The 23,357-nt window shown below is 41.1% G+C and carries 30 protein-coding genes, 1 tRNA gene, 1 pseudogene and 1 riboswitch; of the genes and pseudogenes, 20 read left to right on the top strand and 12 right to left on the bottom strand.

Annotation, left to right across the window (positions count from 1 at the left end; translation table 11 throughout):
- The first annotated feature begins 21 nt into the window (after positions 1 to 21).
- The 9 genes from tenA to MHH31_RS05805 all read left to right on the top strand — a co-directional run bounded on the left by tenA (position 22) and on the right by MHH31_RS05805 (position 6,840).
- Entirely contained in the window at positions 22 to 732 is a 711-nt protein-coding gene (tenA, locus tag MHH31_RS05765) for a thiaminase II (protein WP_017367022.1), read from the top strand.
- Positions 707 to 1,324, top strand: coding sequence for a thiazole tautomerase TenI (tenI, locus tag MHH31_RS05770; RefSeq protein ID WP_342495366.1), 618 nt, complete (start codon positions 707 to 709; stop codon positions 1,322 to 1,324). The genes tenA and tenI overlap by 26 nt, the downstream gene beginning before the upstream one ends.
- Positions 1,308 to 2,420 (top strand): glycine oxidase ThiO, encoded by a 1,113-nt coding sequence (gene thiO, locus MHH31_RS05775; RefSeq protein ID WP_342495367.1) that lies wholly within the window; start codon positions 1,308 to 1,310, stop codon positions 2,418 to 2,420. Before tenI ends, thiO begins: the two co-directional genes overlap by 17 nt.
- Positions 2,417 to 2,620, top strand: a complete 204-nt coding sequence (gene thiS, locus MHH31_RS05780; protein ID WP_017367025.1) for a sulfur carrier protein ThiS — start codon at positions 2,417 to 2,419, stop codon at positions 2,618 to 2,620. The genes thiO and thiS overlap by 4 nt, the downstream gene beginning before the upstream one ends.
- Before the next feature lie 4 nt (positions 2,621 to 2,624).
- Positions 2,625 to 3,392, top strand: coding sequence for a thiazole synthase (locus tag MHH31_RS05785; protein WP_007498979.1), 768 nt, complete (start codon positions 2,625 to 2,627; stop codon positions 3,390 to 3,392).
- Complete coding sequence (locus MHH31_RS05790; protein ID WP_342495368.1) at positions 3,389 to 4,402, top strand: thiazole biosynthesis adenylyltransferase ThiF; 1,014 nt, start codon at positions 3,389 to 3,391, stop codon at positions 4,400 to 4,402. The genes MHH31_RS05785 and MHH31_RS05790 overlap by 4 nt, the downstream gene beginning before the upstream one ends.
- 17 nt (positions 4,403 to 4,419) lie before the next feature.
- The gene (thiD, locus tag MHH31_RS05795; RefSeq protein WP_047945548.1) at positions 4,420 to 5,226 is read left to right on the top strand and encodes a bifunctional hydroxymethylpyrimidine kinase/phosphomethylpyrimidine kinase; all 807 of its coding nucleotides are present in this window, start codon (positions 4,420 to 4,422) and stop codon (positions 5,224 to 5,226) included.
- A 148-nt stretch (positions 5,227 to 5,374) separates the two neighbouring features.
- Complete coding sequence (fabI, locus tag MHH31_RS05800; protein ID WP_003211867.1) at positions 5,375 to 6,151, top strand: enoyl-ACP reductase FabI; 777 nt, start codon at positions 5,375 to 5,377, stop codon at positions 6,149 to 6,151.
- Positions 6,152 to 6,264: 113 nt separating this feature from the next.
- Positions 6,265 to 6,840: a CotO family spore coat protein gene (locus MHH31_RS05805; RefSeq protein WP_047945549.1), complete on the top strand. Its 576-nt coding sequence runs from the start codon at positions 6,265 to 6,267 to the stop codon at positions 6,838 to 6,840.
- A gap of 37 nt (positions 6,841 to 6,877) precedes the next feature.
- Here MHH31_RS05805 and MHH31_RS05810 read toward each other — a convergent pair whose 3' ends face one another.
- The 5 genes from MHH31_RS05810 to MHH31_RS05830 all read right to left on the bottom strand — a co-directional run bounded on the left by MHH31_RS05810 (position 6,878) and on the right by MHH31_RS05830 (position 9,513).
- Positions 6,878 to 7,321 (bottom strand): CotY/CotZ family spore coat protein, encoded by a 444-nt coding sequence (locus MHH31_RS05810; RefSeq protein WP_008348434.1) that lies wholly within the window; start codon positions 7,319 to 7,321, stop codon positions 6,878 to 6,880.
- 212 nt (positions 7,322 to 7,533) lie between these two features.
- A complete protein-coding gene (locus tag MHH31_RS05815) occupies positions 7,534 to 8,025 on the bottom strand; it encodes a CotY/CotZ family spore coat protein (protein WP_144666782.1) in 492 nt (163 codons plus the stop codon).
- Between the two features lie 147 nt (positions 8,026 to 8,172).
- Complete coding sequence (locus MHH31_RS05820; protein WP_008348431.1) at positions 8,173 to 8,658, bottom strand: spore coat protein; 486 nt, start codon at positions 8,656 to 8,658, stop codon at positions 8,173 to 8,175.
- Positions 8,659 to 8,746: 88 nt separating this feature from the next.
- Positions 8,747 to 9,082, bottom strand: coding sequence for a hypothetical protein (locus tag MHH31_RS05825; protein ID WP_035392394.1), 336 nt, complete (start codon positions 9,080 to 9,082; stop codon positions 8,747 to 8,749).
- Positions 9,083 to 9,126: 44 nt separating this feature from the next.
- Complete coding sequence (locus MHH31_RS05830; RefSeq protein ID WP_041092031.1) at positions 9,127 to 9,513, bottom strand: spore coat protein; 387 nt, start codon at positions 9,511 to 9,513, stop codon at positions 9,127 to 9,129.
- Between the two features lie 177 nt (positions 9,514 to 9,690).
- On the opposite strand from MHH31_RS05830, the gene MHH31_RS05835 reads away from it, so the two are divergent.
- The 5 genes from MHH31_RS05835 to MHH31_RS05855 all read left to right on the top strand — a co-directional run bounded on the left by MHH31_RS05835 (position 9,691) and on the right by MHH31_RS05855 (position 11,163).
- Complete coding sequence (locus MHH31_RS05835; RefSeq protein WP_035700339.1) at positions 9,691 to 10,041, top strand: DUF1360 domain-containing protein; 351 nt, start codon at positions 9,691 to 9,693, stop codon at positions 10,039 to 10,041.
- 71 nt (positions 10,042 to 10,112) lie between these two features.
- On the top strand, positions 10,113 to 10,241 hold the full coding sequence (locus MHH31_RS05840) for a hypothetical protein (RefSeq protein ID WP_008348422.1): 129 nt from the start codon (positions 10,113 to 10,115) through the stop codon (positions 10,239 to 10,241).
- An 84-nt stretch (positions 10,242 to 10,325) separates the two neighbouring features.
- On the top strand, positions 10,326 to 10,547 hold the full coding sequence (locus MHH31_RS05845) for a hypothetical protein (protein ID WP_008348420.1): 222 nt from the start codon (positions 10,326 to 10,328) through the stop codon (positions 10,545 to 10,547).
- An 84-nt stretch (positions 10,548 to 10,631) separates the two neighbouring features.
- The gene (locus MHH31_RS05850; protein WP_008348419.1) at positions 10,632 to 10,769 is read left to right on the top strand and encodes a YjcZ family sporulation protein; all 138 of its coding nucleotides are present in this window, start codon (positions 10,632 to 10,634) and stop codon (positions 10,767 to 10,769) included.
- 136 nt (positions 10,770 to 10,905) lie between these two features.
- Complete coding sequence (locus MHH31_RS05855; RefSeq protein WP_008348417.1) at positions 10,906 to 11,163, top strand: stage VI sporulation protein F; 258 nt, start codon at positions 10,906 to 10,908, stop codon at positions 11,161 to 11,163.
- Between the two features lie 16 nt (positions 11,164 to 11,179).
- Here the strand turns inward: MHH31_RS05855 and MHH31_RS05860 are convergent, their stop codons facing one another.
- Positions 11,180 to 13,489: an ATP-dependent helicase gene (locus tag MHH31_RS05860; RefSeq protein ID WP_342495369.1), complete on the bottom strand. Its 2,310-nt coding sequence runs from the start codon at positions 13,487 to 13,489 to the stop codon at positions 11,180 to 11,182.
- A 126-nt stretch (positions 13,490 to 13,615) separates the two neighbouring features.
- Between MHH31_RS05860 and MHH31_RS05865 the strand changes: the two genes are divergently transcribed.
- Positions 13,616 to 13,873 (top strand): hypothetical protein, encoded by a 258-nt coding sequence (locus tag MHH31_RS05865; protein ID WP_008348414.1) that lies wholly within the window; start codon positions 13,616 to 13,618, stop codon positions 13,871 to 13,873.
- An 83-nt stretch (positions 13,874 to 13,956) separates the two neighbouring features.
- Here MHH31_RS05865 and MHH31_RS05870 read toward each other — a convergent pair whose 3' ends face one another.
- The 3 genes from MHH31_RS05870 to MHH31_RS05880 are packed head-to-tail and all read right to left on the bottom strand — an operon-like array spanning position 13,957 to position 15,706.
- Positions 13,957 to 14,391: a GNAT family N-acetyltransferase gene (locus tag MHH31_RS05870; protein ID WP_072367632.1), complete on the bottom strand. Its 435-nt coding sequence runs from the start codon at positions 14,389 to 14,391 to the stop codon at positions 13,957 to 13,959.
- A gap of 6 nt (positions 14,392 to 14,397) precedes the next feature.
- Positions 14,398 to 14,913 carry a YjcG family protein gene (locus tag MHH31_RS05875; RefSeq protein ID WP_024720139.1) on the bottom strand — a complete coding sequence of 172 codons (516 nt, stop codon included), beginning with the start codon at positions 14,911 to 14,913 and terminating at the stop codon, positions 14,398 to 14,400.
- A 52-nt stretch (positions 14,914 to 14,965) separates the two neighbouring features.
- Positions 14,966 to 15,706 (bottom strand): esterase family protein, encoded by a 741-nt coding sequence (locus MHH31_RS05880; protein ID WP_342495370.1) that lies wholly within the window; start codon positions 15,704 to 15,706, stop codon positions 14,966 to 14,968.
- A 220-nt stretch (positions 15,707 to 15,926) separates the two neighbouring features.
- A riboswitch (SAM riboswitch) is annotated at positions 15,927 to 16,048 on the top strand.
- A 79-nt stretch (positions 16,049 to 16,127) separates the two neighbouring features.
- Between MHH31_RS05880 and MHH31_RS05885 the strand changes: the two genes are divergently transcribed.
- From MHH31_RS05885 to MHH31_RS05895, 3 genes are all read left to right on the top strand, one after another.
- A complete protein-coding gene (locus MHH31_RS05885; RefSeq protein ID WP_342495371.1) occupies positions 16,128 to 17,246 on the top strand; it encodes a methionine biosynthesis PLP-dependent protein in 1,119 nt (372 codons plus the stop codon).
- Positions 17,243 to 18,421, top strand: coding sequence for a cystathionine beta-lyase (gene metC, locus MHH31_RS05890; RefSeq protein WP_017367031.1), 1,179 nt, complete (start codon positions 17,243 to 17,245; stop codon positions 18,419 to 18,421). The genes MHH31_RS05885 and metC overlap by 4 nt, the downstream gene beginning before the upstream one ends.
- A 128-nt stretch (positions 18,422 to 18,549) precedes the next feature.
- Positions 18,550 to 18,622 (top strand) — tRNA-Val (locus MHH31_RS05895).
- 790 nt (positions 18,623 to 19,412) lie between these two features.
- On the opposite strand, the pseudogene MHH31_RS05900 reads toward MHH31_RS05895, so the two are convergent.
- Positions 19,413 to 19,623: pseudogene (locus MHH31_RS05900) on the bottom strand (hypothetical protein).
- 495 nt (positions 19,624 to 20,118) lie between these two features.
- On the opposite strand from MHH31_RS05900, the gene MHH31_RS05905 reads away from it, so the two are divergent.
- A complete protein-coding gene (locus tag MHH31_RS05905; RefSeq protein WP_017359644.1) occupies positions 20,119 to 20,343 on the top strand; it encodes a hypothetical protein in 225 nt (74 codons plus the stop codon).
- Positions 20,344 to 20,786: 443 nt separating this feature from the next.
- On the opposite strand, the gene MHH31_RS05910 is transcribed toward MHH31_RS05905, so the two are convergent.
- Both MHH31_RS05910 and MHH31_RS05915 read right to left on the bottom strand, forming a co-directional pair.
- Positions 20,787 to 21,731 (bottom strand): acetyl-CoA carboxylase carboxyltransferase subunit alpha, encoded by a 945-nt coding sequence (locus MHH31_RS05910; protein WP_217967349.1) that lies wholly within the window; start codon positions 21,729 to 21,731, stop codon positions 20,787 to 20,789.
- Between the two features lie 32 nt (positions 21,732 to 21,763).
- Positions 21,764 to 22,210 carry a MarR family transcriptional regulator gene (locus MHH31_RS05915; protein ID WP_047945567.1) on the bottom strand — a complete coding sequence of 149 codons (447 nt, stop codon included), beginning with the start codon at positions 22,208 to 22,210 and terminating at the stop codon, positions 21,764 to 21,766.
- A gap of 258 nt (positions 22,211 to 22,468) precedes the next feature.
- Between MHH31_RS05915 and MHH31_RS05920 the strand changes: the two genes are divergently transcribed.
- Positions 22,469 to 23,299 carry a sialate O-acetylesterase gene (locus MHH31_RS05920; protein WP_326241615.1) on the top strand — a complete coding sequence of 277 codons (831 nt, stop codon included), beginning with the start codon at positions 22,469 to 22,471 and terminating at the stop codon, positions 23,297 to 23,299.
- Positions 23,300 to 23,357: the final 58 nt, after the last annotated feature.

Raw genomic sequence — 23,357 nt, forward strand, 5'->3', positions numbered from 1 at the left:
GAAAAACAGGAGGAGAGGAACATGACATTTTCGAACGAATGTAAAGAAGCAGCAGCTAGATGGTGGAATGGGAGCTTTACACACCCTTTTGTGAAAGGGATTGGTGATGGCACACTTTCACTCGATCGTTTCACTTATTATGTGATGCAGGATTCGTACTATTTAACTCATTTTGCAAAAGTACAATCGTATGGAGCCGCTATTAGTGAGGACTTACATACGACAGGCAGAATGGCATATCATGCGCAGGGTACGTATGAAGCAGAGCTATCACTGCATAGAAAGTTCACAGAACTGCTCCAGATCTCTGATGAAGCGCTGGCAAACTTTAAACCTTCTCCAACTGCTTATGCATATACCTCGCATATGTACCGATCTGTGAAAAGCGGTCGTTTTGAAGAAATTTTAGCCGCATTATTGCCGTGCTACTGGCTTTATTATGAGGTAGGAGAAAAACTGAAACAAACAACACCTGACCATCCGATTTATCAAGAATGGATTTTGACATATGGCGGGGATTGGTTTAAAGAGCTTGTTTTTGAACAGGTGAACCGTTTTGATGAACTTGCAGAAAAAGCGCCAGAACATGTGCGGGCTAATATGAAAGAAAATTTCGTGATTTCGAGCTATTACGAATACCATTTCTGGGAGATGGCGTATGAAAAAGAAATGTGGCAAACAGCATGCTTAGATGGGGTTGGTGCAAATGGAACTCCATGCAGTGACAAATGATACGCTTCCTGTCAGGGAGCTCATCAAGCAAATAAAAGACATTGCGTCTGAAGTAGACTTTATTCATATTCGTGAACGATCGAAGGCAGCAGGTGAGCTGGTTCAACTCGTGAAACAACTCCTAGCAGAAGGTGTTCCGAAAGAAAAGCTGATTATAAATGACCGAGTTGACGTTGCGCTGCTGACCAATATTCACCGGGTTCATCTTCCAGGACACAGCTTTTCGCCAAAGGAATTAAGACAAAAATTTCCTCACCTCCATGCGGGGGTATCGGTTCATTCGATAGAAGAAGCCAAAGCAGCAGAGAAGAAGGGGGCAGAGTATGTCATGTTTGGGCATGTGTATGATACCGCATGCAAACCCGGACTTCAGGCGAGAGGCATAAAGATTGTGGAAGACATGACTTCTGAGCTGTCCATTCCAGTCGTTGTCATTGGTGGAATCACACCAGAACGACTGCCAGAATTGATGCATGTTGATTTAAAGGGAATAGCCGTCATGTCGGGGATTTTTGCTCATCCTCAGCCGCGCAAAATGGCGCAAACATTTTCTAAAAAGCGAAAGGAGAATCCTTATGAACAAGCATTATGATGTTGCAATCATTGGTGGTGGAATCATAGGGATGTCGATCGCTTATCACCTTGCAAAAGCAGGAAAGCAGATTGTCTTATTTGAGGCAAATGAGATCGGGAAGCAAACGACGAGTGCGGCTGCTGGCATGCTGGGTGCACATGCTGAAGGAGAAGGTGATGAGGATATTTTCTTTCAAGTAGGCAGACAAAGTCAGGTTTTATATGAAAAATTAACGGTCGACCTTCAGCGTGAATCGGGCATTGATATTCGGACATCAGTGGGCGGGATTATGAAGGTGGCTTTTACAGAACAAGAAAAGCGAGCGCTTTGCCGGATGCAGCATTTGCCCACATTTGAATGGCTTGAAGCAAGCAGCGTAAAAGAACGTATGCCTCAAATAGCAGATGACATCGTAGGAGCAGGCTTGATAGCAGATGATGTACATGTCGAGCCATATGCGGTATGCAGGGCTTTTTGGCAGGCGGCTGTTCGGCACGGAGCGGATGTGAAGGAGTTTACCCCCGTTATCGATGTGGAGAGGGGAAAAGAAACTTTGACAGTCAGTACAGCTAAAGGCATCTTCACATGTGATCATCTGACTGTAGCAAGTGGTGTATGGTCAGGCCGTTTTTTAGAAGAACTGGGGTTATCACATTCTCTCTATCCTGTAAAAGGAGAATGCGTATCTGTTTGGAATAACGGTCCAGCGCTTGCACACACCATCTATCATGATCATTGTTATATCGTTCAAAGGGATAGCGGTAAGCTAGTGATTGGTGCAACGATGAAACCGAATGACTGGCAGGCCGTTCCGACACTTGGCGGTATTGAAGCAGTTATTCACAAAGCATCTCAGCTCATGCCTTCTATTCGAGAGATGCCGACTGATCAATGCTGGGCAGGTCTTCGGCCAGCGACAAGCGACCGGCACCCCTATATCGGAAAACATCCAGAAGACGAGCGTATTCTTTTTGCAACGGGACATTACCGAAATGGTATTTTACTTGCGCCAATTACGGGGGAAATCATTCGCGGCTTAATAGTAGGCGAGTCGGTTCACAAGGAATGGCTTCATGCGTTTCGTATTGGGCGAAAGGAGGCATTGTTCGTATGAAAATTCAATTGAATGGAAGAATGGTTGATTTCGATAAGGAAAATGGCACGATTTTTGATCTGCTATCAGCCTATCAACTTGAAAACCGAGTGGTGATCGTTGAAAAGAACCAAGAAATTATAGATAAAGAAGCCTTTCAACAGGTAAAAATTCAACCAAATGACACGATTGAAATCGTTCACTTTGTAGGAGGAGGATGACACCATGCTGCGCATTGGCGGAAAAACATTTACATCAAGACTATTACTAGGGACAGGAAAGTATCCATCATTTGAAGTGCAAAAAGAGGCGGTCAACGTATCAGAAGCTGAAATTTTGACCTTTGCTGTGCGAAGAATGAACATATTTGAACCATCACAGCCTAATTTTTTAGAGCAGCTCGATTTATCAGCCTATACATTGCTGCCAAATACTGCCGGGGCAAGTACAGCGGAAGAAGCGGTGCGGATTGCCCGTTTAGCGAAAGCTTCTGGACTGTGTGACATGATCAAAGTAGAAGTCATTGGCTGTTCAAGGTCACTTCTGCCAGATCCAGTCGAAACGTTAAAAGCATCTGAAATGTTATTAGAAGAAGGTTTTATCGTGCTGCCATATACGTCAGATGATGTGGTGTTGGCAAGGAAATTAGAAGAACTTGGTGTCCATGCCATTATGCCAGGTGCTTCTCCAATCGGTTCAGGTCAAGGGCTTTTAAACCCTCTGAATCTATCGTTTATTATCGAACAGGCAAAGGTGCCAGTTATTATTGATGCGGGTGTAGGTTCTCCGAAGGATGCTGCTTATGCGATGGAATTGGGCGCTGATGCTGTATTACTGAATACAGCCGTGTCTGGCGCAAAGGACCCTGTGAAAATGGCTAAAGCGATGAAGCTGGCGATTGAATCTGGAAGACTCGGGTTCGAGGCAGGCCGTATTCCACTCAAAAACTATGGAACAGCCAGCAGTCCGCAGGAAGGAATGCCAGCATTTTGAGCACACGTTATTCACGCCAAGAGCTTTTTAGGCCTATTGGAGAGAAAGGACAAAAACGGCTACATGCCTCAAAGGCCGTCATTATTGGGGCTGGGGCACTTGGAACAGCGAGTGCTGAAATGCTCGTCCGTGCCGGCGTAGGATCTGTCACCATTTTGGATAGAGATTATATTGAATGGAGCAACCTGCAGCGTCAGCAGCTATACACAGAACAAGATGTTCTTGATCGGCTGCCAAAGGCTGTGGCTGCTGAGAAAAGACTCAAGCAGGTGAACAGTGATGTTCACGTGAGAGGAATCGTCCTTGACGTGACCGCTCAAAATATTGATGAGTACGTCAGCGGGGCATCCATCATCGTGGATGCAGCGGATAATTTTGAGGTGAGAATGATTGCGAACGATGCAGCCGTCAAACATCAAATTCCGTTCCTTTATGGAGCCTGTGTAGCAAGCTACGGTATTCAATTCACAGTGATTCCTGGTGAAACACCATGTTTACACTGCCTGCTTGAGCATTTACCTGCACAAGGCATGACATGTGATACAGCAGGAATTATTAGTCCAGTTGTACAGCAGGTTGCGGCCTATCAAGTGGCGGATGCACTGAAGCTTTTAACAGGACACCACATCACGCCGGTATTAAGATCGTTTGATTTATGGACAAACGAGCGATCTGATATTCGATCCGTTACGTCTTTAAAAAAGAAACAATGTCCAAGCTGCGGTCTTAAGACATACCCATTTCTCTCATATGATCAAAGAGCAAAAGCAGATGTATTATGTGGACGAAATACCGTCCAAATTCGCAGTGCACTAGGGGCACCCCCGGCGCTGCATGAAGTAGCCCGTCAGCTAAAGAAAGCAGGAATGGATGTGCTGGAAAATCCTTATTTGCTTTCGTGTCAGAAAGATGAGTACAAGCTTGTTTTATTCAAAGATGGCAGAGCGCTTGTACATGGGACAAATGATATTGCGAAAGCGAGAACGATTTATCATCAATGGATTGGCTAATGAGAGGGTGAGATGACATGACGATTAAAAAAGCATTAACCATCGCAGGTACTGATTCTGGTGGTGGAGCAGGTATTCAAGCAGATTTGAAAACCTTTCAGGAGCTTGGTGTGTACGGAATGTCCGCCATTACGGCCATTACAGCTCAAAACACACTTGGTGTTCACGGTATTTATCCACTGTCTATCGAGGCGCTCGAAAGTCAAATTGATGCAGTAGCAGAAGACTTGTTGCCAGATGCCGCTAAAACAGGGATGCTGTGGAGTGCCGACATGATCAGTGTCGTTGCTGAAAAGACGAAGCAATATGACTTGAAACTAATTGTCGATCCAGTCATGATTGCCAAAGGCGGCGCTTCTTTATTAAATGAAGATGCGGTCTCTGCTATGAAAACACAGTTACTACCTGTCAGTTATGCAGTCACACCGAATCTCCCTGAGGCAGAAGTGCTGACAGGCATGCGCATTCAGACAAAAGACGATCGCCATAAAGCAGCAGAACGACTTTATGAGCTTGGCACGTCCTATGTTGTGATCAAAGGAGGTCATAGCCCTTCAGACGGCCTCATTACAGACCTTTTGTACGATGGAAAAAGCTTTTTTGAACTCAGTAATGAACATATTGATACACCACATACACACGGAACAGGCTGTACATTTGCAGCGGCATTAACGGCAGAAATAGCAAAAGGTCGTTCCATGAAGGAAGCCTTTGAAACGGCAGAAACCTTTGTCCATGAGGCGATCAAATTCCCTCTGAATATTGGCGCTGGGCACGGACCGACTAACCACTTTGCTTATCAGCAAAACAGAGTCAAAGCATAAAAAGAAGACTGTCTTCACTTGTGAGGGCGGTCTTTTTGCTGAAATAAAAACTTTCTTTCAGCAAAATTGTCAATATCTCATGATTTGTGATAAGATTATGATCAGGTACTAATACTATGTCTTGAAAAAATAGGAGGCTTTAATACATATGAACTTTTCTTTAGAAGGCCGTAATATTGTGGTGATGGGTGTTGCCAATAAACGAAGCATCGCTTGGGGAATTGCTCGTTCACTTCACGAAGCAGGAGCTCGTTTGATTTTTACTTATGTTGGAGATCGTCTGGCAGAATCAGTAAAAGAGCTAGCAAGCACGCTAGAGCGTGATGATTCCATTATTCTTCCGTGTGATGTGACAAGTGATGAAGAAATCGAAAAATGTTTTGCAACGATTAAAGAAAAAGTACAAGTCATCCATGGTGTTGCACATGCGATTGCATTTGCGAACAAAGAAGAGCTTGTCGGTGAATATTTGAACACGAACCGTGAAGGTTTCCTTTTAGCGCACAACATTAGTGCCTATTCACTAACAGCTGTAGCAAAAGCAGCACGTCCGCTCATGACAGAAGGCGGAAGCATTGTCACACTTACTTACCTAGGCGGAGAGCGCGTTGTCTCTAACTACAATGTCATGGGTGTAGCAAAAGCAGCCCTTGAAGCAAGTGTGAAATACTTAGCAGCTGATCTTGGAGCGGAAGGCATCCGTGTGAACAGCATTTCTGCTGGTCCAATTCGTACGTTATCTGCAAAAGGAATCAGCGGCTTTAATACGATCCTGAAGGATATTGAAGAGCGTGCACCGCTTCGCCGTACAACGACTCCTGAAGAAGTTGGCGATACAGCACTATTCTTATTCAGTGATTTATCGCGCGGCATGACAGGTGAGAATCTTCATGTTGATTCTGGCTTCCATATCATTGCCCGCTAAACGAATAAATGATTTGCAGCATACCAATCACTGGTATGCTGTTTTTTATTTTTCTTCTGATTTGGGGTGTCCTCTCATATATATAAGGAATGAATCATTCGGGAGGGATCAGTATGTCAAATAAAGGTGATGAGAATCAAAAGCCGCTTATGTATATTGTTCAGCCGAGCTATGATGAATCAGCGCCGGCCATGCAAAATATTGTGAGAAAGCGCAAGAAGTCAGAAAAACCTTCAGAAACCAAAAAAAGCGCCAAAGAGGATGCAATCGAAGAAAGCGTGCAAGAACCTGTATCACAGGAAGTAAAGCAGAAAAAAGAAGAGCCGCCTGCGCTACAGCAAGAGCGGGAGATCAATCAAGAAAAAGATAATTCACAAAATCGAGAGCCAGTACAAGAACAAGAAAAACAGCCAGAAGGCGTATTTCATGAAACAAAAGAAGAACCAAGAAGAAAACGAGTGAAGAAGCCGTTAAGCCAAATGAATATCGAGGAGAAAGTCGATTTTCTTACAAGTCTGCCGCATAATATGCCGAGAGCGCTTTGCCTCATTGAAGCCGATGGAAAAACATACAGAGGAATCATCATGGAGAGAAAAGACAATATGGTGGTCATCCGCACAGCAGGCGGCGGTAATCCAGTGGAATTAGCGATTGGTGATATTTCTTCTATTCATCCACTTGGTTTTTAATGAACATAAAAAAAGTCCCATAACGGGACTTTTTTTGTTAGCAGCTACGGTTGATGAGTCTTGGATTTAAGCACTCGATTGCGCAGAAGCAGTCAAGGTCTACTTCAATGCAATATTTTGATTTTTCTAAACGGAACACATCACATACGGAATCTTTATCTGTAAAATCTAAAATATGACGATCTTTGTCAAATGCAATAAGCAAGCTGAGTGTTGCGCAGTGATCAGAGATGTGTTCGACTCTGAAAAATGCAGTGCTGAAGCAAGGGCCAGCATCTACTTCTCCGACGTTTCCGAATGCGACGAATGGTTTTGATTTTGAGGTAAATAGAACAAACGGGACAGTGTCACCTAATGAATGTGATGGAGAAAGGAGATTGCTGTAACAGCTGGTCGGGCAATCCTCTTCGACGGCATTTTGTAAGTCGTTTATGTTTTCAACAGCCTCTGCTACACAGTTCCATGAATGTTTGCGGCTCATATTCAACCCTCCTATACAAGGAAATTTGTTTGAGTGTTTGAGCACTGTCATCATCATCTATAAGCTTTATTATGTGTCTCGCCGGTTGATGCATCTAATGTCAATCAATGCGGAAGCGGCCGCCTTTTGCTGACTGCTCCGCATGATTGGTTGTCATTCGTGAGGAAGGGGATGCTTTGACTTATGACAAGTTAGATGAGCGGGCGATTGGTTTAGCCGTGGTGATGATGCTTTTTATCTTTTGTTGGCAGGACTCTGTCGACAAGTTCTGGATTTAAACATTGGATCGCGCAGAAACAGTTCAAATCAACTTCGATACAAAAGTCCGCTTTTTCTAAACCAAAGAAGTCAGGATCGCAAGGGTGACAAACGCTTAGCGTATGTCCGTGTACATCAACAGGTCTTAATACAGATAATGTGGCACAGCAGTCATGCAATTTTTCAACCCGGAAGAAAATGGATTCGAAGCATTGGCAATCGTCAACAAATCCTCCAATGTTTCCGAAAGTAGAGAACAATCCGCCCTTTTTATCAAAAAGTAAAAACGGAATCGTATCTTTTCCAGAAACTGTCGGGCTTAATAAATTACTGTAGCAGCTCGTAGGACATTTATCTTCTACAGCTTCCTGCTCTGCTAAAATCTTATCAACCGCATCGCATACACAGTTTTCATCATGTCGGCCATGGTGTTTTCCGCAGCTCATGGATTTCAGCTCCTTTAACAAGGTATTTGACTTTAGTCCTTAACAACATATGTATGCGCCCTCTAGTTGGTGTGGGTAAATGACTATTTATCTTTGTTGTATTTTTAGAAAAAGGAAAAGCAGAGCTTTTCGCTCTGCTTTTGTACATTAGAGGATACCAATTGCAACGATCGTCGCAACAAGTGTCTGTGTAAGCGTTTGGATGGCAATAGAGATGTCTGCATCGATTGTAGAGACTGTAACGTTTCTAGAGTTTTCGATGACAAGTTTCTGGCGATTTGTTTGTTTGTGGCTAGCTGCTTGCAATAGATCTTGCGTGACGCGGTCAGCTAGGTCACCATCAGCGATTGAGATGTTTGTAATGGTGATGATCGCTGTTTGAACAGCTGCTTGGATAGATGCTGCAACCTGTGCATCAACAGAAGAGACGTTAATGTCACAAGAATCTCTAACGATAATGACTTCCTCAGATGTCTGCTTTGTTACACTCACTTGATCAAAGTCTTGTAAAACATCTTCATCATCATAATAGTGGCCGTCACAAACTGCTTTTCTTTCGTAGTTATGATGGTAATCGCCGTGGTGTGTACAGTTGCGATCTAGTGCGACCCAAGAGTATGGTTTAGAATCCATTTCTTTTCCTCCTTCCGTTTACTTTATTAAATGCTGGAATGATTGGTTTTGTCTCGGGCATTTATCCTAGCAGGCAACCCATTTTTATTTAATCGTTATTTTGCTGCGCTTGACGACGCTGCTGGATACGTTCTCTAAGTGAATTTCGTTTAGGGCGCACTTGTGGTTCAGGCTCGACCTCTTCTGCATGTTTTGCTGCCTCTGCCTGACGCTTTTTCTCCTGCTGCTGCTGTACGAAATCATCTGCTTTCTTTTGTAAATCCTGAACCAGCTTCAAAATCATCCTTCTTTGATCTTCTGAAAGGTTTGCTTTCTGATCATCTGTGACATTATTTTTGTTTAAAATATCACTCACAAGAAGGCTTGTTAATGGATCAACATCAGTGTTGATTTGAAACTCCTTTTTTTCGTTCTCTTCAGCCACGATTATTTCACCTCTTTCATACGTGATGTTAGAAAAAGAAAGGGTCAAAGAATGCCGGCTTCAACTAAAAGTACATTCAGTGTTTGAGTGAGAATTTGTACGGAGTTCATAATGGATGCATCAGATAATGTAATCGTGACGTTATAACAATTGATGATTTGAATCACTGTTTTCTTTTGAACTGTCACTTGTTGTGCAGCTAAAAGCTGTTCTGTGATGTTTGCAGCCACTTCATCATCTGGTACAAGAATTTGAATTAAAAGAGTAATGATTGTCGTTACGGTCGCTTGAAGGGAGAGTGCGGCTGTTACATCTGTTTTATGAATCGTGACATTTTCGGAATCCTTGATCTCGATGAAATCATCATAATTGCTGATTAATTCGTTCAACAGTTGTGTGTATAATAAATCAGCACTTTCTTCAATAGACAATACTTTCACTCCTTTCTTATCTATACATTATTTAATGCAGCAGGGGCTCAAGGTGGAATCGGAAAGCATGAAAAAGTACAACCCAATTTTATTTGCACCCGATTCATCATGGTGGTCTTTCTTTTTGCATATATAAAGAAAGGACGGAAAAAGAAGAATGAAGGAGGTGGAGGTTCCATGAGCGGCGCTTTGTCATTTGCTATATTTGCCCTCGCATCCTTTAGGCTGACGAGATTGATCGTGTTTGATACGATTACAGCCCCCTTTCGCCGTCTATTTCATGAAGAGCAAGAAGAGGTAAACGAACAAGGTGAAGTCGAGACCTATATCGTCATTAAGGGGAAGGGACTGCGATCTTGGATAGGAGAGCTGTTAAGCTGTTATTGGTGTACGGGTATGTGGTGCACTGCTGCTTTACTACTGATATACATATTTTTTCCTGTCATCAGCATGTGGCTTAATTTACTATTAGCGATTGCCGCCGCAGCAGGCTTGATTGAAGCAGTCGTGTCGAAGCTTGTGAAATAAACAGGCATTCTGATCAGACACGCTTAAAGAAAATGCATATACTAACATGGAATAGGAAAGGAAGGGTTGCGATGAAACCAACTGAAACACCGTCACATATGCTTCAAGGGTATCCAGCGCAGTCAAATCAACAATCTGTATATACGAAGAAAATCAAGAAGACGGGCTGCGGCTGCGGGAAGAAAAAGAAACCTCAATAGGGAAAAACAAAAGCCGGATTTATCCGGTTTTTTTGTTGCCCTTTTTTTGGGTGATGCATATGTAAGAGAGAAGGGGTGACCAGAATGGATGCATTCGAACAATTAATCGGTTCCTTGTTCACTAAACCCCATGATGGGAAAGAGCAAGCGCACGAAAAAGCTGAAATGGATCTAGCGAATAAAGCGAAGGATCTTGAAGAGCACTTAAAAGCATTTGGCGAGAAAATGGATACTTTTGCGAAAGAAACAGAAGCATTCATGATCCGTCATGGAGAGGCAGATTACGTCTTTAAACAGCAGAAATAAAAATTCCGCACTTTTTTATGTGATCGTCCAAACCATTTCATGTATTTTTCATATTTTGTAAGGGAGAAGAGGAGGTGCTTAAATATGAGTTGTTACGGTTACGGTGGCGGTTATTGCGGAGGTTATGGTGGCGGCTACGGCGGCGGTTATGGTTCAACTTTTGTTCTTGTCGTCGTGCTTTTCATTCTTCTAATCATCGTTGGTGCTTCTTTCTTTAACTAAACAGTAAGAAGGTGAGGGAAGCAATAGGGAAGCCTTTTGCTTTCCTTTCTCTTTGCTAACAAGGCAGCAGGATAGGCACATATCTCGCCTATTTTCATATAGTAAGGTGATTACTCCACAAAGAGGAGGCAAAGGAATGGATAATAAGTTCTTTAAAAGTGTGGAAAATAAAACAGGTGTAAATATGAATGATGTCTTTAAGCTTGCAGGTTCTTTGCAAAACGCGAACTTTAAAGATGAGAATACCGTTCGAGGTGTCATTAAAAAAGTGGCGCAGCTTGCAAACAAACGTGTACCTAAAGAAATGGAAGACAAAATCGTTCAATCGATTACAAGTGGAAAAGAAAAGCTTGATTTTAATACAATCGCTAAAATGATGAACAACAAAAAATAAACAACAGGCTCTCCATTTAAAGGGGGGCCTGTTGTTTTTGTGTGAATAATTCACGATTTTTCTTTAAAAGGGGGTACAAAAAGCGGGAGCGGTGAGCAGTTTTTCCTCTTCTATATGATGGAACGGATAGATAAAGGGTTTGTTCTGCTCTCGTCATGGCAACGTATAATAAGCGCCGCTCCTCTTCAATGGCTTCTTCATCACCGTTTCTCAGCTCATCAAGTGCAAAGTCATGAGGGAGCGCCCCATCAACCACGCTCGTGATGTACACTGTTTGGAATTCTAGTCCCTTCGCACGGTGGATCGTCATGAGCTGAACGCCTGGTTCATCTGATTTTTCCTTTTCAGCAGATTTCATATGTTCGGCATGAGCGAGGAAGGCTTCAATTGTTTCAAAACGTTTCGCCGCTGTTTTCACATCTCGTACATCATCTGTTCCTTTTTCAAGCACATTCGTATCATTCACACGTTTTTTTAAATAATCACCAAGTCCCATCCTTTGTTCAATAAACGCTACAGCTTCAGATGGCTTTAACGATTTTAACGTTCGAAACAGGGGAACGATCGATTGTAGTTTTTTGCGCTGAAACGGCTGAATGTCTGTTAGCTTTCCAAGTGCCTCTACCATAGAACAATCTTCCGTAATGGTCAGCGCCTTCATGGTATTCAGTGTTTGCTGCTTTAAAAAGAAAACGGGCAGCAGCAGCTTCATTGCGGCGACATCATCTGCATCCTGACTTAGCGAAAGAAAAGCGAGCAGCACCCGAACAATTCTTCTGCTATAAAAGGCTTTTACACCAGCATCGGTTTGATACGGAATCGCCGATTGATGAAGACGTTCATAAATCGCACGGCCTCCTGTATTCGTTCTAAACAGCACGCAAAAGTCATTCGGTTTTGCACCGTTTTTAATTTTCTCCTGAATATCTGCTACGATCATGGTCGCTTCCTCTTCCTCGTCATATGGATAAAAAAGAGTCGGCGGAATTTTCTCCACGCGTACGGCTTTTAACGTTTTCTCGTAACGATGCTGGTTCTTCTTAATAATGGCGTCTGCACTTGCGACAATCGTATGATGAGAGCGGTAATTTGCATGTAAATGGACGATCTCGGCCGAAGGATAGTCCTGTTTGAAGTCAAGAATAAAAGCAGGATTGCTTCCTCTAAATGCATAGATGGCTTGATCATCATCGCCTACACAAAATAGCTGCTCGGATTCTCCAGCTAAAAGCTGGATTAATTGATATTGTACGGGATTAATATCTTGAAATTCATCTACTAAAATATACTTGAATCGTTCTTGATATTGTTTGAGCAATTCAGGCTGCTTATTCAGCATGTGTAAACAGGCAATCGCCATGTCATCAAAGTCAAATTGTTGATTTTCACGCTTTTGCTGTTCGTATGATTGATAGATTGTCCACATTTGCTTTTCCTTTTCATCTTTCAGCTCAGGAAGTTCGTTTGGTAAAAAAGCATTTTTCCAATAGCCGATTGATTGCAGCACTTGATCGGTTGGATAGTCTTTTTCATCAAGTCCTTCATTCATGATCGCTTTGCGAATATACTGCTCTTTTTGCCAGTCGAATTTAATCAAATGCTGTCCGTTCCATTTGCCCCGATCATCGTGAAGCAGCATTTTATAAAATAAACTGTGGAATGTGCCTGTCACAACTTGGCTCGCCTGTGAAGGATGAAGCTGATACTGCATACGCAGTCTTTCTTTCATTTCACTGCTTGCTTTTGTGGTGAAGGTCACGAGCAGGATATGGTGAGCAGGGATTTGATGGTGCGACATCAGATAAGCAGCTCTTGCTGTCAGTACCCTTGTTTTCCCGCTGCCGGCGCCAGCTAGCACAAGCATCGGACCGTCTTTGTGTGTGACTGCTTGAAGCTGCGGTGCGCTAAAGGTGATGTGTGGAAAGAGGTCAATGGTATGCACTTCTTCATTCTTTTCTAAATGAAAGGTTTCGCCAAATTGAATGGACCTTGGTTCCTGCCAGTCATCCGATTCCTCTGTTTGTGAGATGATCTGTTTGCCGGTTGGAAAGCGAAAGCCGCCAAGTTCTTTGTAGGATGCATGTTCCTCTCGTTCAGCCGGTTTCTTTTCCTCTTGTTGTTCTCTTTTTTCGCAAATCTCTTGCTGAGAAATTTGCTTATGGATAAAGGCAGGTTCTTCATGTATATTTAATCTAAAAAAGACGGGTTGTCCGCAATATGGGCAAGATAAATGCCCTTTTTTCCCCTCATCATGGAGGAATTGATAGTGTTCTCTCGAATATGTATGTAATGAGATCGTTCGATCATGTCGTCGTGCGCATTTCAAAGCTAGTCCTCCAATAGTCAATCAATCTTAAAAAGAAACACATCTAATCATATCAAATGAGGCGTGTTTCAAACAGTCATAATTAGGGAATAGTAGAGTAGAAGAGAAGCAAAGGAGGCGTTCTTGATGGGATATATAGCCCCGATTCAGCCGGATCTGTATTTTCAATATATCAATCGTCCTGCTCCTCAGGATAAAGAAGACTATGCGAAAGTGACGAAGGTCACCCGCACCTTTCATGACAAGGTATACAGAGAGCTGGAGAAAAAAGAGGACTTAGTGACAGAAGCGGAAACGAAAGTACAGCAAAAAAAGCGGGAACGCTTTGTACGAGATATGTTTATGGAAGAAGGTAAGGGCGTTCATATCAATACTTACGTCTAAATGACTGCGCTTTCTTCCTGAGCGAACGAGATGGAATCAATAAAAAGCCAGAGCATCCATGATGCCCTGGCTTTTTATTTTCGTTAAACGGATAGTGTTTTTGTCATTTTGACATGTGTAATCCCTGCTTCTTCAAACGGTTCTGAAACGGCTTTGTAGCCTTTCTTTTCGTAGAAAGGAAGAGCTTGGACTTGTGCATGCATGACAGCTTCTTTCGCTCCGTTTGCCATCGCTTCAGACTCAAGTGCTTCTAAAAGCTGGTGGCCAAGACCGAAAGAGCGCGCCTCTTTTAATACACAAATTCGTTCAAGCTTTGCCTTATGACTTTCAATTATGCGCAGTCTAGCAGCAGCTTGTGGTTTGTTGTCATCATTATAAATGACAAAGTGAATGGCTTCGTCCTCAAGTTCATCAATTTCGATCTCTAACGGGACTTCTTGTTCTTTTACGAAAACTTCTTTTCGAACATAATAAGCATCTTCTCGTTGTGTTTGTTCTTTTACGATGACTGTATTCAAATGTCTTTAACCCTCTTCTCCTAAGATAAATGTTTCATAAACGGTCCAAGAACCGTTCTCTAATTGATATAAAAGGTGGAAGCGGTCAACCGTTTCCTCGTGGTCAATTTTTCTCAGCTTCAATGTGCCTAGAACGTCTGAATGCTCATCGTCTGATAACTTTTGAGCCACTGTCACATGCGGAACAAATGCATATTCAGGTGTACCAGCAAGCGGATCAGTGTACAACTTCTCATTGAGAGTCATTAATTCTTCGTTCGGTTCTACTTTCATATAAATCACGTTGTTTACAGGAGCGAATGAACTGAATTTTTTAATACGTAACGTAATAGGAGAAGCATTTTTTGCGTACTCTCGCAAGGTGGAGACGACCTCAGCTGCTTCTAGATCCGTTAATTCAAAAGGTGTTCTTAATGTTAAATGAGGTGGTATGAGTGCATAGTTCGGATCATAACGTTTCCGATAAGAGTTCGCAATGTCTTGCAATTTTTTTGATGGAAATAAAACAACTCCGTATTTCATCATGTTCCCTCCTGATTAAGAAAGTATTTATTATTTTTTATTATAACAAAATTCAGTTGATTAACGAATATGGGAGCATTCTTTTTAAGGAAGGTGAAATGAGCGGTTGCCAAAACGTCCATTTATGATCGCCTTCGAATGTCTCAAATAAATAATCCGCACCGGACTTCTCCAAAATGACCTTTAATTCTTCGTTCGGCTGAATAAAGTCAAGCACTTGCCCATCTGTCGTTTTCACAGCTGTTTCTTCTAACCCGATTTGATGGATAATGGCATAATGAGCAAGGGATGATGACTGTTTGACTGCTTGCAGAACAGACTCATCCACGTAAGGAGACTGCAAAATCAGTCCGCCAAATAACGAAGGATAATCAATGGCTGTCATAAGTGAGATCGTAGCACCTAATGAATCACCAATAAATGTACGACCTGATCCAACTTGATACGTTGGATAGTGTTCATCAATATACGGAACTAGTTCATTTGCCAAAAAGCGTTTATACGCCTCGAACTTTGGTCCGTCTGGATGATACGTATTTCGCCTTTCAGTAACATTTTCATATGGGACACCAATGATAATCGAGCGTTCCATTTCTTTGTTTTGCATTAATTCTTCCGCTTGTCTGCCTATTTTACCTAGACGGAAATAATCATGACCATCTTGTGCAATGATGACATGATATGTATAAAGGGGGGAGTAATTGACTGGTAAATAAATCAAAATGGTCATATCTGCCCCAAGTTCTTTTGACTGTAAGGTTTCTTCTTGAATGATGCCTGTTTTCTTCACCATAATCCATTCCTCCAGCTAACCAAATTCATCATAAGTGAAACGTTTCCATTCATTGTAACACGAAAAACAGCGTTGTTCCTATATGCTAACATGCAATCAAATTGGCTTACATCCAATCTACTACAAAATACAGAAAATTTTAATTAATCGTTACATTTCCCCTTGAAAAATGAGGTTTAATGCGTTACAGTATTAAGAATTAGAACAGACAGACAACACATTCTTATCGTGAGAGGTGGAGGGACTGGCCCTTTGAAACCTCAGCAACCGGTATGCATCACTTCATGTGATGTACCAAGGTGCTAAATCCAGCAAGCAGCTTTTTTGCTTGGAAGATAAGAGGAAGCGATTAAACCCCTTCTTCTTATGAAGAAGGGGTTTTTCTGTTTTGAAATTAGATTTTTACTTAGGATGGTGTCAAATGACAGAACATGTGGAAACGAAGTTAGCGCAAATTGGAAACCGCAGCGAAGAGGTGACTGGTACTGTCAGTCCTCCCATTTATCTTTCAACAGCTTACAGACATAGAGGCATTGGGGAATCAACAGGATTTGATTATATTCGGACGAAAAACCCAACAAGGCAGCTTGTAGAAGATGCAATTGCTTCACTCGAAGAAGGAACGGCCGGTTTTGCCTTCAGTTCGGGAATGGCTGCCATCCAAACGATCATGGCGCTGTTTGAGAGCGGGGATGAACTCATTGTTTCATCAGATTTATATGGCGGTACATACCGTCTATTTGAAAACGAATGGAAAAAGTACGGACTGCGCTTTGTTTATGATGATTTTTCAGATGAAGACTGTTTACGCTCTAAAATGACGCCGAATACAAAAGCCGTCTTTATTGAGACGCCAACAAACCCACTCATGCAGGAAGCGGATATTCAAAAGGTTGCGAAAATCGCAAAAGAACACGGTGCATTGGTCATTGTGGATAACACCTTTTATACGCCCGTCTTGCAAAAACCGATTACACTCGGAGCGGACATTGTCATTCATAGTGCAACCAAATATTTAGGCGGACATAACGATGTTCTTGCCGGACTTGTCGTCACAAAAGGAGAGAAGCTATCGGAAGACATGTTCCAGCATCAAAACGCCATTGGGGCGGTTTTATCTCCATTTGACTCATGGCTTTTAATGAGAGGAATGAAAACATTGGCGCTGAGAATGCGCCAGCACGAAGCAAATGCGAAGGAATTAGCTGATTTTCTAAAGCAGCAGCCTGAAATTCAAGATGTCCTTTACCCAGGCAAGGGAGGCATGCTGTCATTCCGAGTAGCCAAAGAGGACTGGGTCAATCCATTTTTGAAGCAGCTGAAAACGATTTGTTTTGCTGAAAGCCTTGGCGGAGTCGAAAGCTTCATTACATATCCTGCAACGCAAACTCATATGGACATCCCAGAAGAGATTCGTATTGCAAACGGTGTGTGTAACAAATTGCTCCGTTTCTCAGTCGGGATTGAGCATGTGGAGGACCTAAAAGCAGACCTGAAACAGGCACTATCAAATGTGAAAGAGGAGGTACACACGAAATGACCACACACGATTGGACACTAGAAACACAACTCGTTCATAATGCGTTTAAAACAGACCGTTCAACAGGTGCAGTCAGTGTACCGATTCAACATGCATCGACATTTCACCAAAGCAGCTTCGATGACTTTGGTCAATATGACTACTCCCGATCAGGCACCCCTACACGTCAGGCATTAGAGGATACCATTGCAGCGCTAGAAGGAGGAACAAGGGGTCTTGCCTTTGCGTCAGGTATGGCAGCCATTTCAACCGCTTTTCTTCTGTTATCAAAAGGAGATCACGTTCTTGTCACAAGAGATGTGTACGGCGGGACTTTTCGAATGATCACCCAAGTTCTTTCGAGATTTGGGATTGAGCATACCTTTGTGGACATGACCAATTTGAATGAAGTGAAACAAGGCATTCAATCAAATACAAAAGTCATTTACATGGAAACACCGTCAAACCCTACACTCGGTATTACGGATATTGAAGGTGTCGTACAGATTGCGAAAGAACATGACTGTCTGACTTTCTTAGATAATACGTTTTTAACGCCTGCGCTTCAGCGTCCGCTGGACCTTGGTGTTGACGTTGTGCTGCACAGCGCAACGAAATTTTTAAGTGGCCACAGTGATGTACTGTCAGGCTTAGCCGTGGTAAAAGATGAGAAGCTAGGAGACGAACTTTATTCGCTGCAAAACTCCTTCGGGGCAGTACTTGGCGTACAGGATTGCTGGCTTGTGCTTAGAGGATTAAAGACCCTTCAAGTCAGATTAGAAAAAGCCAGTCAAACCGCATTAGAACTGGCTTCATTCCTCAAAGAACATCCTGCGGTCAAAAAAGTATATTACCCAGGATTAGATGATCACCCAGGGGCAGACATTCAGCGGAAACAGGCGAGCGGTGCAGGTGCTGTTCTTTCATTTGAACTAGAAAACCAAGCGGCTGTAAAAGAATTGGTCGATGGCGTCACATTACCTGTATTCGCGGTCAGCCTCGGAGCAGTCGAATCCATTCTTTCCTATCCGGCCAAAATGTCCCATGCCGCTATGCCAAAAGAAGAAAGAGAAAAAAGAGGCATCACGGATGGTTTACTTCGATTAAGTGTGGGCGTAGAAAACGGAGAAGATCTCAAAAGGGACTTCAAACAAGCACTAGATCAACTAAAGCCCGTCCTTGTGAACCAATCATAAAAGTCAGTAAAAAGCCGGTATGGATACCGGCTTTGTTCCTTTTTTGAACAAAACCATTGACGACTGATCATGATGGTTATATAATAGAGACTGTCAGTAACAGAAAGCCCAGAACTGATACATAACCCGATTCCGTAGCTCAGCTGGGAGAGCGCTACCTTGACAGGGTAGAGGTCGCTGGTTCGAGCCCAGTCGGAATCATCGTTTAAACCCTTGCCTAGCAAGGGTTTTTTGTTTTTCTGATAACGAATATTCGTTCTGTTTCTTTTGATTAGGGACGAACTTTATCCACCAGATTGTTTCTCAGTATCTTTAGGATCAAAACGATTAAAGTGTTCTGCAGTGTTTTAAGGGTTAATTTCTAATAATTCGCGAGCTTCTTCTTCTGTAATTTCTCCATCTCGAGAAGCGATTAATGTTTCGAGATCTTTTTAATATTCGACTTGTTGTTTCTACCTTTGGGAAGAACATCAATCGAGACATCTAAAATGTTCGATATAGCTATTAACGTATTATGGTCTGGTTCTCTTTTCCCTAATTCATAGGCTGTATATGCTGAGATACCAAGTTTATTTCCATATATTGTTACTTTAGCTATTTCTCTTTTCTATTTGTTGTTGCCTACCCTTTAATAAATACATTCTAACGTAACGTTTAGTTACATATAAGCGCATGTAACAAAAAGAAACGTTTTTTCTCAAAGTGGTTGATCTTTTAACAAACGGTGGAAACATAAGCATAATGGGGGAAAGAAGTAAACGGACTAATACCAACTTTTCAATGTTAATATTCTTAGATGGGAACAAACAAAAGGTAAAATTAGACCATTTGGAACTCATCAACAGACAGTAATTATCAAGGTTGAATTAAAATCTTGAAATCACTAACATAGGCATAGTGATGGCGGCTATATATTTTAAAGTTAGCTAATTAAAAATGATAGGAGGGTCACCCCCCTATCTATTTTGCCTGTCCAAGTACCATCACCCTTTTATGCATCTTTTAATAAAGAGACCGAAACATTTGATAGATTCTTTTTGTGTATTGGCTTTTAGATGAATAGTTTTCAGCTCATCTTGAGGAGTTATTACCTTTTGACTCATGTTGCTGTCTGCATTAGAAGTTGAAGCGAATGCAGGAGATGCAGAAACAAGTAAAGCAAAGGATAATGCCGAAAAAGTTAAAATTTTTTTTAATCTCATTTAAAACTCTCCCTTGTTTATTTTGATATTCCTGATTATCCCATTTTTTATAATAAAATCAAGGGTGTTTTTGTAAAAATATGAACGGTTTTTAGAGTTAGATAGATTATAAGAAAATTTCAATATGAACTTTCAAGGAGTGGTAAGGTGAAATCTGTATATTACCAGGGATCGATGAGAAGCAAGTTGAAATGCTCTAATCAAGGAGCTGAAGGTCTATAGGGCTCTGAAGGTGAAGGAAGAAAGGAACAGTTACATTAATTATATTGATGATCTTTTATACTGCTATTATAGTTTGGCTAAACAAAAAATTAAAGAAATTAGAACGCGAGAGCCGACTAATGATGAAATTAAAGCATCGTTCTAGGCGTATAAAAATATTAGGATTGTTGGTGCATCCGAAGCGTCTTTGTCTAAACAAGGTGAATTGATTGAGGATTTTAAAAGAACTCATGTTATCATAGAAGAAAATGGATATTGGAGGATTGTCGTTAAATGCTCAAATCAAAGTTAGTTGTTTGGACGTTTATCGTTGTGACTGGATTCTATATGCTGGTGAGTATATGGAACATTGCTGTATTTCCAGATAAAACATGGACAGATTACGCAGGACAGATTTTGATTGTAGTTTTTGGAAGTATGGTGAATGGTTTAATCGCTGCATTCTTTATGTACGCAGCAGCTATGTTAGTGAAATATATTAATGGTGATAAAGCTTAAAACAGGTGTATAAAAAGGTAACATTTTTTTCGGTTTTTAAAAAATACGAAGTAACACCAGAGGATACAGAAGGGTAAGGAAAGCTTATGTATCAAGGTTTATAAGTGAATAGAGGATATCGGTGATAATCACAGGATTCTACATATCTACCTTGACAGGGTAGAGGTCGCTGGTTTGAGCCCAGTCGGAATCATCGTTGAAACCCTTGCCTAGCAAGGGTTTTTTGTTTTTTTTCTTTTGGTTGGGGGCGAATTGGGGACGAATTGGGGACGAACTTTATCCACCAGATTGTTTCTCAGTATTTTTAGAATCAAAAAATCCCTTTTCCATACAGATCACACACTTTTAATAGTATCAGCATATCCAGTTTAAGAGGTTACTTACAAAATATCTAGAACTTTTTAGTAAGAATTCTCAGAAATGTAATACGGTTTTAAGTATTTTCATTTATAATTCTCTATTTGTCTATACTTGTCATACCGCTGTTGTATAAGCTCTTCCGAGGATAATCGTATCAATTTTTTAAGAGATGATTCGATTGCAGATTCAATCAATTTTGCTTGTGATTTTATATCATTTTGTGCTCCACCCTTAATTTCAGGAATGATTTCATCAATAATTCCTAAATGCTTTAAATCTTTTGCTGAAATTTTCATGTGTTTAGCAGCTTCTGGAGCATACTTAGCATCCTTCCATAGGATAGATGCTGCTCCTTCTGGCGAAATGACCGAGTACCATGAATACTCTAACATATGGATATGGTTACCGACACTAATACCAAGAGCTCCACCACTTGATGCCTCTCCAATTACAATACAAACAATTGGCACTTTAAGTGTAGCCATTTCCAATAGATTTCGAGCTATCGCTTCAGAAATTCCACGTTCTTCAGACCCTTTGCCTGGATAGGCGCCAATTGTATCAATAAATGTAATAATAGGGCGATTAAATTTATCAGCTTGTTTCATCAGTCTTAGCGCTTTTCTATATCCTTCTGGATGTGACATTCCAAAATTTCTTTCTATATTTTCCTTTGTACTTCTCCCTCTTTGATGACCAATAACCGTAACGGGCATCCCTTTAAATTTTGCAATACCACCTATCATTGCTTGATCATCACCATATAATCGATCACCATGAAGTTCGAAAAAGTTTGTAAACAATAAAGGTATATAATCCAATGTCGTGGGCCGGTTACGTAGCCTTGCAATTTGAACTCGTTGAAAAGGTGTAAGATTAAAATAAATTTCATCTTGCATTTTATTTAAACGTTTTTCTAATTCTTGAATTTCTGATGATAAATCTACATTATGTTCTTTCATCATTTTCTTTAATTCATCAAATTTCTCTTTTAGTTCAATAATAGGACGTTCAAAATCCAAACTCATTTTATCCTCCAAAGGGTATGATTTACCTCACTCTAATCAAAAGACTTAGAAATAGAATCAATAAATAATTCAAAACCATCCACAACTATTTTTTGTTCTGATTCTGATAAATTATTGAGGATACGTTGATAAAATGTAAGGGATTGTTCTCTTAAGCGATTAACAGTAATGTGGCCTTTTTCTGTGAGGTGCAGAAAAAGTTCTCTTCTGTTTTCTTCATTTACTTCACGATAAACAAGTCCCTTTTTTACTAACTTATCTACCAATCTACTTACAGTTGAAGTCTCTAATCTAAGTTTATTGGATAGTTGCCAAACGGTTAATTTTTCCATCTCTATTTCCTCTAACGCCATCATTTGAGAAGTTGGTAGAGGTTTTTCAAATGGTCCATTGGGCAAATTTTGAGATTCAAAAACCCCAGTTATTATAATCATCTTCTTAATATCTGATCTTAGTTTTAAGGCATCTTCTCTTTTCAAAAAGGTCACCCTCCTAAAATTCATGTGTGATACATCAATTGTATTATACATGAATATGTTTTTTTCACAAGTTTAACGTAAGCCCATATGACAACATGGACAAGAGATTTCTTCTTGTTAAAATGGTTTAAGTGGATTGATTATAGTCGATCCACCTGATTGATAGATGCATCAGGATCTTACCCTAAGTAATTGCTGTTTACTGTTCTTTCAACAAAAATAGGAAAATATGAAAAATAAAGAGAGGGGGAGAAAAATATGAAGTCATTTTTACTAATTGGACAATCTAATATGGCGGGTCGAGGCTTTAAGCATGAAGTGCCGCCAATTTATAATGAAAGAATCATGATGCTGCGAAATGGAAGATGGCAAATGATGACTGAACCGATTCATTTTGATAGGCCGGTAGCTGGTGTAGGACTGGCGGCTTCCTTCGCGGAGACTTGGTGTAAGGATCATGAGGGAGAAAAAATTGGTCTTATTCCATGTGCCGAAGGTGGCAGTTCCATTGATGAGTGGTCACGAGATGGGGTATTATTTCGTCATGCAATAAATGAAGCTACATTTGCAAAGGAAGATAGCGAATTGGCCGGGATATTATGGCATCAAGGAGAAAGTGACAGCCAAGATGGGAAATACAAAGAATACGATGAAAAAATACGAAGATTATTTCATGAGCTAAGAACTGAATTATCTGTACCTAACATTCCGCTTGTGATAGGTGGTTTGGGCGATTTCTTAGGAAAGACAGCATTTGGCGCAGGATGTGTGGAATATCAACTGATCAATGAGGTACTACAAAAATATGCACATCATCATGAAAATTGTTATTATGTTACTGCGAAAGGCCTTATATCTAATCCGGACGGAATTCACATTAATGCGTTGTCCCAAAGAATATTTGGTATAAGATACTATGAAGCATTTCGAAAAACAGAACATATACATGAACCATTACCAAATGAACATGAGCTAGTGAATGACTGTCATAATAGAATGAATACCTCAGCGGAGAATACATATATAGCACTAGAAAAATTCACGTTGGGCAAGATAACTTACGAAGAGTTGCTGCAGGCTTTAACGTAGGTAAAGGTCATGGTAGTCTTTGAATAGACAGAAACATGATATATCTTTTGAAAGGATG

The sequence above is a fragment of the Bacillus sp. FSL K6-1033 genome (genome assembly GCF_038630765.1).
GTDB lineage: Bacteria > Bacillota > Bacilli > Bacillales > Bacillaceae > Bacillus > Bacillus altitudinis.

Coding starts and splice junctions, on each gene's coding strand:
- tenA (WP_017367022.1), top strand. CDS start 22: ATGACATTTTCGAACGAATGTAAAGAAGCAGCAGCTAGATGGTGGAAT.
- tenI (WP_342495366.1), top strand. CDS start 707: ATGGAACTCCATGCAGTGACAAATGATACGCTTCCTGTCAGGGAGCTC.
- thiO (WP_342495367.1), top strand. CDS start 1,308: ATGAACAAGCATTATGATGTTGCAATCATTGGTGGTGGAATCATAGGG.
- thiS (WP_017367025.1), top strand. CDS start 2,417: ATGAAAATTCAATTGAATGGAAGAATGGTTGATTTCGATAAGGAAAAT.
- MHH31_RS05785 (WP_007498979.1), top strand. CDS start 2,625: ATGCTGCGCATTGGCGGAAAAACATTTACATCAAGACTATTACTAGGG.
- thiD (WP_047945548.1), top strand. CDS start 4,420: ATGACGATTAAAAAAGCATTAACCATCGCAGGTACTGATTCTGGTGGT.
- fabI (WP_003211867.1), top strand. CDS start 5,375: ATGAACTTTTCTTTAGAAGGCCGTAATATTGTGGTGATGGGTGTTGCC.
- MHH31_RS05805 (WP_047945549.1), top strand. CDS start 6,265: ATGTCAAATAAAGGTGATGAGAATCAAAAGCCGCTTATGTATATTGTT.
- MHH31_RS05810 (WP_008348434.1), bottom strand. CDS start 7,321: ATGAGCCGCAAACATTCATGGAACTGTGTAGCAGAGGCTGTTGAAAAC.
- MHH31_RS05815 (WP_144666782.1), bottom strand. CDS start 8,025: ATGAGCTGCGGAAAACACCATGGCCGACATGATGAAAACTGTGTATGC.
- MHH31_RS05820 (WP_008348431.1), bottom strand. CDS start 8,658: ATGGATTCTAAACCATACTCTTGGGTCGCACTAGATCGCAACTGTACA.
- MHH31_RS05835 (WP_035700339.1), top strand. CDS start 9,691: ATGAGCGGCGCTTTGTCATTTGCTATATTTGCCCTCGCATCCTTTAGG.
- MHH31_RS05840 (WP_008348422.1), top strand. CDS start 10,113: ATGAAACCAACTGAAACACCGTCACATATGCTTCAAGGGTATCCAGCG.
- MHH31_RS05845 (WP_008348420.1), top strand. CDS start 10,326: ATGGATGCATTCGAACAATTAATCGGTTCCTTGTTCACTAAACCCCAT.
- MHH31_RS05850 (WP_008348419.1), top strand. CDS start 10,632: ATGAGTTGTTACGGTTACGGTGGCGGTTATTGCGGAGGTTATGGTGGC.
- MHH31_RS05855 (WP_008348417.1), top strand. CDS start 10,906: ATGGATAATAAGTTCTTTAAAAGTGTGGAAAATAAAACAGGTGTAAAT.
- MHH31_RS05865 (WP_008348414.1), top strand. CDS start 13,616: ATGGGATATATAGCCCCGATTCAGCCGGATCTGTATTTTCAATATATC.
- MHH31_RS05875 (WP_024720139.1), bottom strand. CDS start 14,913: ATGAAATACGGAGTTGTTTTATTTCCATCAAAAAAATTGCAAGACATT.
- MHH31_RS05880 (WP_342495370.1), bottom strand. CDS start 15,706: ATGGTGAAGAAAACAGGCATCATTCAAGAAGAAACCTTACAGTCAAAA.
- MHH31_RS05885 (WP_342495371.1), top strand. CDS start 16,128: ATGACAGAACATGTGGAAACGAAGTTAGCGCAAATTGGAAACCGCAGC.
- metC (WP_017367031.1), top strand. CDS start 17,243: ATGACCACACACGATTGGACACTAGAAACACAACTCGTTCATAATGCG.
- MHH31_RS05905 (WP_017359644.1), top strand. CDS start 20,119: ATGCTCAAATCAAAGTTAGTTGTTTGGACGTTTATCGTTGTGACTGGA.
- MHH31_RS05910 (WP_217967349.1), bottom strand. CDS start 21,731: ATGAGTTTGGATTTTGAACGTCCTATTATTGAACTAAAAGAGAAATTT.
- MHH31_RS05920 (WP_326241615.1), top strand. CDS start 22,469: ATGAAGTCATTTTTACTAATTGGACAATCTAATATGGCGGGTCGAGGC.